Annotated in this window: 11 protein-coding genes, 4 tRNA genes and 1 riboswitch; of the genes, 10 read left to right on the forward strand and 5 right to left on the reverse strand. The window is 55.6% G+C overall.

The window, feature by feature from the left end:
- Positions 1-11: 11 nt before the first annotated feature.
- Positions 12-1,022 carry a succinylglutamate desuccinylase gene (gene astE, locus GBC55_RS17030; protein WP_162438707.1) on the forward strand — a complete coding sequence of 337 codons (1,011 nt, stop codon included), beginning with the start codon at positions 12-14 and terminating at the stop codon, positions 1,020-1,022.
- Positions 1,023-1,143: 121 nt separating this feature from the next.
- Here the strand turns inward: astE and GBC55_RS17035 are convergent, their stop codons facing one another.
- Complete coding sequence (locus tag GBC55_RS17035) at positions 1,144-1,656, reverse strand: 6,7-dimethyl-8-ribityllumazine synthase (protein WP_162438708.1); 513 nt, start codon at positions 1,654-1,656, stop codon at positions 1,144-1,146.
- A 102-nt stretch (positions 1,657-1,758) separates the two neighbouring features.
- Positions 1,759-1,930: riboswitch (FMN riboswitch) on the reverse strand.
- Between the two features lie 196 nt (positions 1,931-2,126).
- Between GBC55_RS17035 and ltaE the strand changes: the two genes are divergently transcribed.
- From ltaE to GBC55_RS17070, 7 genes are all read left to right on the forward strand, one after another.
- Positions 2,127-3,131: a low-specificity L-threonine aldolase gene (gene ltaE / locus GBC55_RS17040; RefSeq protein WP_162438709.1), complete on the forward strand. Its 1,005-nt coding sequence runs from the start codon at positions 2,127-2,129 to the stop codon at positions 3,129-3,131.
- A 146-nt stretch (positions 3,132-3,277) separates the two neighbouring features.
- The gene (gene alaS / locus GBC55_RS17045; RefSeq protein ID WP_162438710.1) at positions 3,278-5,896 is read left to right on the forward strand and encodes an alanine--tRNA ligase; all 2,619 of its coding nucleotides are present in this window, start codon (positions 3,278-3,280) and stop codon (positions 5,894-5,896) included.
- 93 nt (positions 5,897-5,989) lie between these two features.
- Positions 5,990-7,231, forward strand: a complete 1,242-nt coding sequence (locus GBC55_RS17050; RefSeq protein ID WP_162438711.1) for an aspartate kinase — start codon at positions 5,990-5,992, stop codon at positions 7,229-7,231.
- Positions 7,232-7,418: 187 nt separating this feature from the next.
- Positions 7,419-7,607: a carbon storage regulator CsrA gene (gene csrA / locus GBC55_RS17055; protein ID WP_002554426.1), complete on the forward strand. Its 189-nt coding sequence runs from the start codon at positions 7,419-7,421 to the stop codon at positions 7,605-7,607.
- 62 nt (positions 7,608-7,669) lie between these two features.
- A tRNA-Ser gene (locus GBC55_RS17060) sits at positions 7,670-7,760 on the forward strand.
- A 107-nt stretch (positions 7,761-7,867) separates the two neighbouring features.
- A tRNA-Arg gene (locus tag GBC55_RS17065) sits at positions 7,868-7,944 on the forward strand.
- Positions 7,945-8,015: 71 nt separating this feature from the next.
- Positions 8,016-8,092 (forward strand) — tRNA-Arg (locus tag GBC55_RS17070).
- Positions 8,093-8,111: 19 nt separating this feature from the next.
- Here the strand turns inward: GBC55_RS17070 and GBC55_RS17075 are convergent.
- The gene (locus tag GBC55_RS17075) at positions 8,112-8,627 is read right to left on the reverse strand and encodes a cell envelope protein SmpA (RefSeq protein ID WP_162438715.1); all 516 of its coding nucleotides are present in this window, start codon (positions 8,625-8,627) and stop codon (positions 8,112-8,114) included.
- 321 nt (positions 8,628-8,948) lie between these two features.
- On the opposite strand from GBC55_RS17075, the gene mgtE reads away from it, so the two are divergent.
- Positions 8,949-10,391: a magnesium transporter gene (gene mgtE, locus GBC55_RS17080; RefSeq protein ID WP_162438712.1), complete on the forward strand. Its 1,443-nt coding sequence runs from the start codon at positions 8,949-8,951 to the stop codon at positions 10,389-10,391.
- A gap of 255 nt (positions 10,392-10,646) precedes the next feature.
- On the opposite strand, the gene GBC55_RS17085 is transcribed toward mgtE, so the two are convergent.
- The 3 genes from GBC55_RS17085 to GBC55_RS17095 all read right to left on the reverse strand — a co-directional run bounded on the left by GBC55_RS17085 (position 10,647) and on the right by GBC55_RS17095 (position 11,969).
- The gene (locus GBC55_RS17085) at positions 10,647-10,973 is read right to left on the reverse strand and encodes an Arc family DNA-binding protein (RefSeq protein WP_008154293.1); all 327 of its coding nucleotides are present in this window, start codon (positions 10,971-10,973) and stop codon (positions 10,647-10,649) included.
- 563 nt (positions 10,974-11,536) lie between these two features.
- A complete protein-coding gene (locus tag GBC55_RS17090; protein WP_162438713.1) occupies positions 11,537-11,716 on the reverse strand; it encodes a PA3371 family protein in 180 nt (59 codons plus the stop codon).
- 19 nt (positions 11,717-11,735) lie between these two features.
- Positions 11,736-11,969 carry a hypothetical protein gene (locus GBC55_RS17095; protein ID WP_162438714.1) on the reverse strand — a complete coding sequence of 78 codons (234 nt, stop codon included), beginning with the start codon at positions 11,967-11,969 and terminating at the stop codon, positions 11,736-11,738.
- 296 nt (positions 11,970-12,265) lie between these two features.
- On the opposite strand from GBC55_RS17095, the gene GBC55_RS17100 reads away from it, so the two are divergent.
- Positions 12,266-12,342, forward strand: a tRNA-Arg gene (locus tag GBC55_RS17100).
- The last annotated feature ends 356 nt before the right edge of the window (positions 12,343-12,698 follow it).

Consider the following 12,698-nt stretch of genomic DNA (forward strand, 5'->3'; position numbering starts at 1 on the left):
GGAAACGCTCTATGCTCGCCCTCGGCAAATTGCTTGAACTGACCCTCGCCGGCCGTGAACCGGCGGAGAAGACTCAACTGACTGTCGAAGGCGTGCGGATGCGCTGGTTGAGCGAAGGTGCGCTGGAAGTCCGGCCACCTGAAGCCCGCGACAACGGCATGGACGTGCTGCTGTCGGCCGGCATCCATGGCAACGAAACAGCGCCGATCGAGTTGCTCGACCGCCTGTTGCATGACATCGCCCGCGGCGATTTGAAGCCGCGTGCACGCATTCTGTTCCTGTTCGGCAACCCGGATGCGATTCGCAAAGGCGAACGCTTCATCGAGCAGGACGTCAATCGGCTGTTCAACGGTCGTCACGAACAAAGCAGTGGCGCCGAGGCCCTGCGCGCCTGTGAGCTGGAGCGGCTGGCGGCCAGTTTCTTCAGCCTGCCGGACCGCAGCCGTCTGCACTACGATCTCCACACGGCGATTCGCGGCTCGAAAATCGAGCAGTTTGCCTTGTACCCCTGGAAGGAAGGTCGCCAGCATTCACGCCTGGAGCTGGCGCGCTTGCGTGCCGCCGGGATGGAAGCCGTGCTGCTGCAGAACAAGCCTTCCATCGTTTTCAGTTCCTACACCTATGACAAGCTTGGCGCCGAGTCTTTCACGCTTGAATTGGGCAAGGCGCGACCGTTCGGGCAGAACGACGGGGTCAACGTTGATTTGTTGGAAACCCGTCTTCAGCAAATTATCGAGGGTAATGAGCCGCCGCTCAGCGAAGCTTCGCTGGAGGGGTTGCAGTTGTTCAGCGTGGCACGGGAAATCATCAAGCACAGCGATAGCTTCCGCCTGAACTTGCCGGCCGACATCGAGAATTTTACGGAGTTGGAGGTGGGGTACCTGCTGGCCGAAGACATTGCCCAGACGCGCTGGATCATCGAGGAGGAGGGCGCCCGGATTATCTTCCCGAATCCCAAGGTCAAGAATGGACTGCGTGCCGGCATCCTGATCGTGCCGACGACCGACGAAAACCTCGCCTGACGTCAGCGCATTACCACTGTGGGAGCTAGCCTGCTAGCGATTGCAATGTGTCAGTCACCTTGATTGTCGACTGATACACCGCTATCGCCAGCAGGCTGGCTCCCACAGTTATGTCCGGTGTTTAGACCGCTACCGCACGCGGCTCAGTACGGCGCAATGCACGTATCTTGTGCAGCGTATCCGCACAGGTCTTCGCCGCTTCCTGGCCTTTATGCACGAAATGCTCGAAGAAAAATTTGTGATGCAGTTCTTCGCCGGCATGGAAGTGGTGCGGGGTCAGGGAGACCGAGAACACGGGCACTTCGGTTTCCAGTTGAACCTGCATCAGGCCACTGACCACCGATTGGGCAACGAATTCGTGACGGTAGATCCCGCCGTCTACTACCAGGGCTGCCGTGACAATGCCGGCATAGCGACCGGTCTTGGCCAGCAACTTGGCGTGCAGAGGCATTTCAAAGGCGCCGCCGACTTCGAAGAAGTCGATGTCGGATTCCTGATAACCCTGGGCAATCATTTCCGCCAAAAAGCCTTTACGGCTCTGATCGACGATATCCTTGTGCCAGCAGGCCTGGATGAACGCTACGCGCTCGCCGTGATGGTGTTTGCTTTTGCTATCGATTGCGGTGGGTTGCATGTTCTGACTCCTGTTTGTGTAAAAAACAGGGCATATGAATCGAATGGGATTTAAGGGTACGCGCGCTCGCACAAAGGCATGCGGACGGCCCTTTGGCGCCAATCCCGTTCTCTCTTCATCCGGACTATGACCGTCGGCCCCGGGATCACACCGGGTCTGCTGACCTTGTCGTCATGCACCGCTATTGCCGTGCCTGCCGCCAAGCGCTCGCGGGCTATGCGCATTGCGCGCAATTACCGCCGGTGGGGAGTTGCACCCCGCCCTGAGAACGTTTTGCCGCCAGATTGTCTGGCGGCGAAGCGTTTTTAACACATATTTCTGACTGGCGCATCGCTGCTATCTGATGATTGCGATCGAGTTTTCAGTTGTGTCGGCGAGACTTTTCCTCGACGCGGGGTTGATTATTCGGCGCCAAGACCGCAGTAATTCCTACATGAAAGGGATTTCCCCTGCTTACCGAGGCCAGATTCATGAGCGTTATCGATCTTCGCAGCGACACCGTCACCCAACCCACCGCCGGTATGCTCAACGCCATGGCCAAAGCGGCCACGGGTGATGACGTGTACGGTGAAGACCCGACGGTCAATCGTCTGGAAGCCGAGCTTGCCGATCGGTTGGGTTTCGCTGCGGCGCTGTTTGTGCCAACGGGCACCATGAGTAACTTGTTGGGCTTGATGGCCCATTGCGAGCGCGGTGACGAATACATCGTTGGCCAGCAGGCGCACACCTATAAGTACGAGGGTGGCGGCGCGGCGGTACTGGGTTCGATCCAGCCGCAGCCTATCGAGGTGCAGGCCGATGGCTCGCTGGATCTGGCTCACGTGGCCGCCGCCATCAAGCCGGATGATTTCCACTTTGCCCGCACCCGTTTGCTGGCACTGGAAAACTCCATGCAAGGCAAAGTGCTGCCATTGGAGTATCTGGCTCGGGCTCGAGCGTTCACCCGAGAGCATGGTCTGGCGTTGCATCTGGACGGCGCGCGTCTTTATAACGCGGCGGTCAAATTGGGGGTGGATGCTCGGGAGATCACCCAGCACTTCGATTCAGTGTCCGTGTGTCTGTCCAAAGGGCTGGGCGCGCCCATCGGTTCAGTGCTGTGTGGCTCGACGGAACTCATTGCCAAGGCCCGGCGTTTGCGCAAAATGGTGGGGGGCGGTATGCGTCAGGCGGGTCTATTGGCGGCGGCGGGATTGTATGCGCTGGAAAACAACGTGGAGCGTCTGGCCGACGACCATACCAACGCACAACACCTGGCTGACGGTCTGAAAGCCGCCGGTTATGAAGTCGAGCCCGTTCAGACCAACATGGTTTATGTGCAAATGGGCGAAAAAGCCGACGCGATCAAGGCCTTCGCCGCCGAGCGAGGGATCAAATTGAGTGCTGCCGGGCGACTGCGCATGGTAACTCACATGGACGTCAGTCGTGCTCAAATCGAGCAGGTCGTCGCGACATTTGCCGACTTTTCTCGCAACTGACCGTGTTAGCCGTCCAATTGACTGTTTGTATCGTACAAACACACTGTACCTAGTCACTAACGCCGATATAATGCGGCCCTTTGCCGTCGCTTCGTCTGTTGACGTTTCGCACAGGCCTTTGGCCGCAGCCTCCGTGGAAGAACCTAATGAAAAGCGCAGAAATCCGTGAAGCCTTCCTTCGCTTCTTCGAAGAGCAAGGCCACACCCGTGTAGCCTCAAGCTCTTTGATTCCGGGCAACGACCCAACCCTGCTGTTCACTAACGCGGGGATGAACCAGTTCAAGGACTGTTTCCTGGGCCAGGAAAAGCGCGCGTACACCCGTGCGACAAGCAGCCAGAAGTGCGTGCGTGCCGGTGGCAAGAACAGTGATCTGGAAAACGTCGGCTATACCGCTCGTCACCACACATTCTTTGAAATGCTGGGTAACTTCAGCTTCGGCGATTATTTCAAGCATGACGCGATCACGTACGCCTGGACCTTCCTGACCGATGTCTTGAAGCTGCCCAAGGAAAAACTCTGGGTCACCGTCTATGCGTCGGACGATGAGGCTTACGACATCTGGACGAAGCATATCGGTGTGCCGGTTGAGCGCATGATCCGTATCGGCGACAACAAGGGCGCGCCGTATGCGTCCGATAACTTCTGGACCATGGGCGATACTGGCCCGTGCGGTCCTTGCACCGAGATTTTCTACGATCACGGCGACCACATCTGGGGCGGCCCGCCAGGTTCGCCGGAAGAAGACGGTGATCGCTACATCGAAATCTGGAACAACGTGTTCATGCAATTCAACCGCACCGCCGATGGCGTGTTGCATCCGTTGCCAGCGCCGTCGGTCGACACCGGCATGGGCCTGGAGCGGATCAGTGCGGTCATGCAGCACGTCCATTCCAACTACGAAATCGACCTGTTCAAGAATCTGCTGAGCGCTTCGGCCGAGGCCATCGGTTGCAGCAATGACGACCAGTCGTCGCTCAAGGTGGTCTCCGACCACATCCGCTCGTGCGGTTTCCTGATTGCAGACGGTGTGCTGCCGTCCAACGAAGGTCGCGGCTATGTGCTGCGCCGAATCATTCGTCGTGCCTGCCGTCACGGTAACAAGCTGGGCGCGACCGGTAGCTTCTTCTACAAGATCGTCGCGGCACTGGTTGCCGAGATGGGTGAAGCGTTCCCGGAACTCAAGCAGCAACAATCCAATATCGAACGCGTGCTTAAAGCTGAAGAAGAGCAGTTCTCCAAGACGCTTGAGCACGGCCTGAAGATCCTCGAGCAGGATCTGCTGGAGCTCAAAGGTACCGTCGTGCCGGGCGATGTGGTGTTCAAGTTGTACGACACCTACGGTTTCCCGATGGACCTGACGGCGGACATCGCCCGCGAACGTAACCTCACCGTCGACGAAGTCGGCTTCGAACGTGAAATGGAAGCCCAGCGCGTCCGTGCCCGTTCGGCGAGTTCCTTCGGTCTGGACTACAACACGCTGGTCAAGGTTGACGTGGCTACCGAGTTCACCGGTTACAAAGCCACCAGCGGTTCGGCCAAAATTGTTGCCATCTATAAAGATGGTCAGTCGGTCGACGTATTGAGTGAAGGCGAAGAGGCCGTCATCGTCCTCAATCAGACCCCGTTCTATGCTGAATCCGGTGGCCAGATTGGCGATAGCGGTTATCTGCAAGCGGGCGCTTCGCGTTTCGACGTGCGCGACACGACCAAGACTGGCGGTGCATTTCTGCATCACGGTGTTTTGGCCTCGGGCAGCCTGCTCGTTGGCGCACCGGTCGACACTCATGTTGATGCCGAGGTGCGTCACGCCACCGCGCTGAACCACTCAGCGACACACTTGCTGCACGCAGCACTGCGGAAGGTGCTGGGCGAACACGTTCAGCAGAAAGGCTCTTTGGTCGACAGTCAGCGCCTGCGTTTTGACTTCAGCCACTTCGAAGCTATCAAGCCTGAGCAACTGAAAGCACTGGAAGACATCGTCAACGCCGAGATTCGCAAGAACTCTGAAGTTGCGACCGAAGAAACCGATATCGAAACCGCCAAGCAAAAAGGCGCCATGGCGCTGTTCGGCGAAAAATACGGCGACAACGTTCGCGTACTGAGCATGGGCGGTGATTTCTCCGTCGAGCTCTGCGGCGGTATCCATGCCAACCGTACCGGTGACATCGGCCTGCTGAAAATCATCAGCGAAGGTGGTGTGGCTTCGGGTGTGCGTCGTATCGAAGCCGTCACCGGTGCTGCGGCACTGGCTTACTTGAACGCTGCGGAAGAACAACTCAAGGAAGCGGCCAACCTGGTCAAGGGCAGTCGCGACAACCTGATCGACAAGCTCTCGGCTGTGCTGGAGCGCAACCGTCTGCTGGAGAAGCAACTCGAGCAGTTGCAGGCCAAGGCTGCCAGCGCGGCGGGCGACGATCTGTCGGCTTCTGCGCTGGACGTCAAGGGTGTGAAGGTCCTGGCCGTGCGTCTGGATGGTCAGGATGGCAAGGCGTTGCTGGCGCTGGTTGATCAGCTGAAGAACAAACTCGGCCGCGCAGTGATCCTGCTCGGCAGTGTCCATGAGGATAAGGTCGTTCTGGTTGCAGGCGTAACCAAAGACCTGACTGGCCAACTCAAAGCCGGTGATTTGATGAAGCAAGCCGCTGCGGCAGTGGGCGGGAAGGGCGGTGGTCGTCCAGACATGGCGCAGGGCGGTGGTACTGACGCTTGCGCACTGGACGCGGCATTGGCCCTGACTGTTCCGTTTGTAGAGCAGGGTTTATAAGGCAACTGTTTCCGGTCCGCAGTCTAGTGGCGGACCGGAACGCTGTTTGAGTGATTTTTTTGGGCGCCCTTCATGGGCAGAGGCGGCTTTGAAATGGCTTTGATCGTACAGAAATTTGGAGGCACCTCGGTCGGCACTGTCGAGAGAATCGAGCAGGTCGCCGACAAGGTTAAGAAATTCCGCGATGCCGGCGACGACCTGGTGGTTGTGCTGTCTGCAATGAGCGGCGAAACCAACCGTCTGATCGATCTGGCCAAGAAAATCAGTGGCGACGGCCAGCCGGTTCCTCGTGAACTGGACGTGATTGTCTCGACTGGTGAGCAGGTGACGATTGCACTGTTGGCCATGGCGCTGATCAAGCGCGGCGTGCCAGCGGTGTCCTACACCGGCAATCAAGTGCGGATCCTGACAGACAGTGCGCACAACAAAGCGCGTATCTTGCAGATTGATGACCAGAAGATTCGTGGTGATCTGAAAGCAGGGCGTGTGGTGGTTGTCGCCGGTTTCCAGGGCGTCGACGAGCACGGCAACATCACCACACTCGGTCGTGGCGGTTCCGACACCACCGGCGTGGCGCTGGCAGCGGCCTTGAAGGCGGACGAATGCCAGATCTACACCGATGTCGACGGCGTCTACACCACAGATCCACGTGTGGTGTCCGTGGCTCAGCGCCTGGACAAGATTACCTTTGAAGAGATGCTGGAAATGGCCAGCCTCGGTTCAAAGGTGTTGCAGATCCGTGCGGTGGAATTCGCCGGGAAGTACAACGTTCCGCTGCGCGTACTGCACAGCTTCAAGGAGGGGCCGGGCACCCTCATTACTATTGATGAAGAGGAAACCATGGAACAGCCGATCATTTCCGGTATCGCTTTCAACCGCGATGAAGCCAAGCTGACTATCCGTGGCGTGCCAGACATCCCGGGCGTTGCGTTCAAGATTCTTGGTCCGATCAGTGGCGCGAACATTGAAGTCGACATGATCGTGCAGAACGTCGCGCACGATAACACCACTGACTTCACCTTCACTGTGCACCGCAATGATTACCAGGCGGCGCAGACGGTGCTGGAAAAAACCGCTAGCGAGTTGGGTGCCCGTGAAGTCATCGGCGACACCAAGATCGCCAAGGTGTCGATCGTCGGTGTTGGCATGCGTTCTCACGCAGGCGTCGCCAGCCGGATGTTCGAAGCACTGGCCAAGGAAACGATCAACATTCAGATGATCTCGACCTCGGAAATCAAAGTCTCCGTGGTGATTGAAGAGAAGTATCTGGAACTGGCTGTGCGCGCTCTGCACACGGCTTTCGAACTGGACGCGCCGGCCCGTCAGGGCGAGTGATGCGTTTGCCAAAGGGCGCGGTCTGACCGCGCCTTTTGTTTTCTTGAATGGCGTGACTCGAGGCTGTTCTTTTGCTCGCGCTGGTCAATACTCAGGCATGTAGGACTTCGACCATTTTGGTTGTAGGTCGAGTGCCTCTTTTTTTGCAGACTGCTGTCCCTGAAATGTAATGCGTGAGGAGAAAGGTATGCTGATTCTGACTCGTCGGTGCGCAGAAAGCCTGATTATCGGTGATGGCGAAATCACCGTAACCGTGCTCGGCGTCAAAGGAAATCAAGTGCGTATCGGTGTCAACGCCCCGAAAGAGGTTGCGGTCCACCGTGAGGAAATTTACCTGCGTATAAAGAAAGAGAAGGACGAAGAACCAAGCCATTAATTTTTATCGCTTTTTATGTTTGCAAACGGGGAAAAGGTTGGTTAAGATACGCCCCGTGTTGCGGAGAGCTGGCCGAGTGGCCGAAGGCGCTCCCCTGCTAAGGGAGTACACCTCAAAAGGGTGTCGGGGGTTCGAATCCCCCGTTCTCCGCCATTATTTGCGTAGTACGTTGTAATCTGGCTTCTTCGGTAAGTTGTTGAAATTACTAGAAAAAGTGTTTGACATAGAGATTAGACGGCCTATAATGCGCGGCAACAAATGCACTCGTAGCTCAGCTGGATAGAGTACTCGGCTACGAACCGAGCGGTCACAGGTTCGAATCCTGTCGAGTGCACCATTTAAGAGTTGTTTGCAGTAATGCGAATGACTTGGCTCCAACCAGTTGTGATCTGGTATAAAAACACACATGCACTCGTAGCTCAGCTGGATAGAGTACTCGGCTACGAACCGAGCGGTCACAGGTTCGAATCCTGTCGAGTGCACCAAACAACAAAAAGCCCGCTTTTAAAGCGGGCTTTTTGCCGTCTGGGATTTGGCTTTTCCTTTTGTGCATCCTTTATCGTCAAACACGATTTGCGCGCTGCGACCACGCTTGTCGTTGTAGCGATACCTAATAGCCGAATTACGAATAGTGATCTTGTCCGGTTTGCCCAAGGCGCTTTCCACCTCCTGCTGGGTCATGCCGGCGACTATGCGCTGATTGATGATCGCTGCACGTCTCTCGCGTGCGCTTAGCTGATTTCCACATTTATCCTCGGCTTGGCCGACGATCGTCAGATTCCTCATCCCGGTGGTGCTTGTCCTGTCGCGGACATCAACTTCCGGCAGCAGTGCCATCGTGGTACTTGGCATGGAAGTGCGCACCTCCTGCGTTGAGAAGTCCTCGCCGACGTTACAGCTCAATGTGGTGAAGGTGATGCTTCCGTCCGGCGCCTCGCAGCGGTGAATGGTCACTGCAAGCGCTGTCTGGGGAAGGCAGAGTAGAGCGGTCAACAAAAAATAATGCCTATTCGAAAGCATCAATCGTCCTCCTTGACGGTCCTATTGCAGGGTAGTCGCTACATTTTCCGGCGAGGGTGTGTTTTCTTTTCCGAATGAGTCGTCGCAGATTGAATGGATCAGGGCATCACTCAGGTTTGTTCTGCAAGCGCTTGTTTCAACCGCGATTTTTTAACGTTTAAAACCTTCGGGCGGTGTATCATTGCGCCCGTCAGCCCCGCCGGGGCTTGTGGAAAACCTCCATGGACTTACCCAGTAGTTACTCAGTACCCCATTTTTCCAATCATGAATTGACTGATTGATGCTTCCGGCGTGCCCCGCTGCTGGGAGTGGAGTTCGCCTATGTCTGAAGTAGAAGTAAAGAAAACGCAAGAAAGCCTGCAAGACCGCCTCGCTCAAGTCGTTGAGCTGCTGCATCGTCAGCGAGTGGTCGAAGACCTGACTCATCGCCAGGAAGGTCCGCATCACGAACGGGTCGAGAACCTTGTTCACCGTCAAAACCTCGTCGAGCTGCAACGCAAGCTCGATGACCTGCACTCCGCCGACGTCGCCTACATTCTTGAAGCTTTGCCGCTGGACGATCGTTTAACGCTCTGGCAATTGGTCAAGGCCGATCGCGACGGTGACATCCTGCTTGAAGTGTCCGACTCGGTTCGTGAAACCCTGATCGCCGACATGGACGATCACGAGCTGTTGGCGGCAGCCAAGGACATGGACGCCGATGAATTGGCGGACCTCGCGTCCGAGTTGCCGAGAGACGTCGTTCACGAGCTGATGGAAACTCTGGATGGTCAGCAGCGTGAGCGCGTTCGCTCCGCGTTGTCCTACGACGAGGAACAAGTCGGTGCGCTGATGGACTTCGAGATGGTGACAATCCGTGAGGATGTCAGTCTTGAGGTGGTTTTGCGGTACCTGCGTCGCCTCAAAGAGTTGCCAGGTCATACGGACAAACTGTTCGTCGTGGATTACGACGGCGTGCTGAAGGGCGTTTTGCCCATCAAGCGTTTGTTGGTCAACGATCCGGACAAACAGGTCGCGGAAGTCATGGCCAGCGATCCGGTAAGTTTTCATCCGGATGAAGATGCCTACGATGCTGCTCAAGCATTTGAGCGTTACGATTTGATTTCGGCCCCCGTGGTCGACAAGAACGGTAAGTTGATCGGCCGTCTGACCATTGATGAAATGGTCGATCTGATTCGTGAGGAGAGCGAAAACGAAGTTCTCAACATGGCGGGTCTGCGTGAAGAGGAAGACATTTTCGCGTCGGTATGGAAGTCCCTGCGTAACCGTTGGGCCTGGCTGGCGGTTAACCTGGTTACTGCGTTCATTGCCTCGCGAGTGATTGGTCTGTTTGAAGGTTCCATTGAAAAGCTGGTAGCACTCGCGGCATTGATGCCGATTGTGGCCGGTATTGGCGGTAACTCGGGTAATCAGACCATCACTATGATTGTCAGGGCGATGGCGCTGGATCAGGTGAGTACAGGCAATACCTCGCGATTGATGCGCAAGGAGTTGGCGGTCGGCCTGATCAATGGCTTGGTTTGGGGGGGCGTCATTGGCATCGTGGCCTACCTCCTATATGGGAGCTGGTCCCTGGGGGTGGTCATGACTGCTGCCATGACACTAAACCTGCTGCTTGCCGCATTGATGGGGGTGTTGATTCCCATGACACTCGCTCGATTAGGACGTGATCCTGCAATGGGAGCGAGTGTCATGATCACTGCCATGACCGACAGTGGGGGCTTCTTCATATTTCTGGGCTTGGCGACGATATTCTTGCTCTGACTTACCGTTTTTAAGATCCGTCATTCGGCGGGTCTAATTAGATGGCCAGTCTCACCGAAAAGCCCTGCAAGTTACGCTTGCAGGGCTTTTCTCATTTTTGTCGACAGAACTCTGAATCCAGGACGGCCTCTCTTTGCATGATGAGGGCGCCAAGGTAGTCAGGTATTACAGTGGGCGAGGGGGGGGCAATGCACCTACTACTGAAACTCTGACAAAAAAAAGCCAGCTTTACGCTGGCTTGGGAAATCAGTTCAATCAGGACGCGTCTGTGGCCATCTCGGCGTCATGGGCGATCAGCGAAACAAGCGCATTTTGCTGGCGATGGGAGAGTTGACGGAAACGTTGCAACAGTTCGCGTTCGTGCAGTGACAGCTCAGGGCTGTCGAGGCGCATGCTGAGTTCTTCGCCCAGCGCACCTTCCTGAATAAGGCTTTGCTCAAGGCGCGCGATGATTTCGGAGTTCATGCTGCGATGATGATTGCGAGCCACTTCGGCAATGCGTTCACGCATTCCGTCTGGCAGACGTACGACGAACTTGTCAGCCGTACGGCTGGAATAAATTGCCTGTTTCAATGGGCGCATATATTTAACCGGTTAGTTCAGGGGAGCGGTTCTCGGGATTGGCCGCAGGATGTCTGATAGGACAAGCGCTCTGGCCAAATGTTCAACCTGAATTGATAGAGGCCCGCATCATGCCTCAAGATTGCCAGTTCGTTGGCGTCAATTCTGTGACAAATATTGAACTGGATAAAGGCGTTCTGCCAGCACCAATCATCAGAAATGCGGACTGGTTTGAAACTTTGACCAGGACTGTCCTGCTGCCGCATCCTCCTGTTTGCAAAGCGATCTCCCAAGCGCCGCGGGAAGTCGCTAACTATGCGAGGTTCTGCGAAACCTTACTTTTAGAGAGTAGTGGCAAATGGCCGATTCGCTAGTCAAAGGTTCGTGAAGTAGGCAGTTTCAGGATGGATGGCAGAGTCTTATCGAGCCGCTGGCCGGGGAGGGGCTCTAGGGAAGTCGAGCTGATCAGATACCGTGGCCATAAAATTGGCGCGGTTGATTTTGCGATTCTGGATTCATTCTCGGGAACGTTTTGGGCGAGATCACTCTGGTGGTCCTCGCCTTTCGACGTTGCTGCGAGTGTGTTAGCGAAAAACCGGGTCGAACTTGATCTTACGACCGGCGATCAATGCCAAGATGAACAGCGAGGAAAAAGCGCCGCAAGCAATCAGTGGGACGGTGAGATACGTCTCTTGTGCTGATGAAAAATGGTAGATGCCGCTTATTAGGGCCAGGACGAAAAATCCTGCGGCGGACTTGGACATACTGATGCTCCTGAATGATTCAAAATACCAAGCGATCTGAAGAATGAGTGGGCAACACGGCGGTCCCCTGACTACCGCTTTGAATTCCAAAGCCTGGATCGGTATTCATGACCGCTAGCTGAGGGGCTTTTTGCAGCTGAAGATAATGCGGTATCCGTTGGACGATCGACTCTTCATCCTTCTCGGGTGTGAAAGTGAATCCCAGCAGAAGGGCCAGTGCTATCACGTTCGAAAGAAGAAGGATGTTGTTCATGGGAATGATCTCCGATGCTTTGCAGGTTACTAAAGCAGCCAGCGTGCCAACAGTCTAAATGGGATAAGTCGTTGAGATACAGGGGATTAGGGTTCGGCTGGATGGTTTTGTTCGTGCATTTTGCAATGATGGCTTTTTGAGGGGGGGTTATTTGCACGACCGGCGACCATCGGCGAATGAGGGGAACATTGCCTACGCTTAAAAAGCATGCGGACGACATGACAAAAGTAGGGTTGCCCGTTAACATGCACGCCGTCGCTGCATGACGCCTCTTGGCAGTTTTCCGGATGACGAATGTCTCAGTAGCTCAATTGGATAGAGCATCCCCCTCCTAAGGGGAAGGTTGGCAGTTCGAACCTGCCCTGGGACACCATGACTTCTCCTTCTGCCGGCCCGTTTCTTGTTCGGTGATGTTGATCAGATCTCGAGGTTGCTGCAGAAGTCGAAAAGCCCTGCTGGGTTCACTCAGACAGGGCTTTTTTATGTCTCGCGTAAGCTGTCAGGTCGGATCCCTTCCTTATATAAGGAAGCTATTCGACTTTCTGATAGAAAATCAAAATCAGTGCTTGACGACAGATTCAGGATGTCTATAATTCGCCCCGCTTCCGGCGCAGTCGAAACGGAAAACTCCTTGGTAAACAAAGAGTTACGCAGTTTTCGGCAGTGAGTTGCTTCAGGTCATCGAAGCGCGAAAGGAGTTGAAAAAGAGGTGTTGACAGCAGCGAGTAA

It is taken from the genome of Pseudomonas sp. TNT3 (assembly GCF_010095445.2).
Classification (GTDB): Bacteria; Pseudomonadota; Gammaproteobacteria; order Pseudomonadales; family Pseudomonadaceae; genus Aquipseudomonas.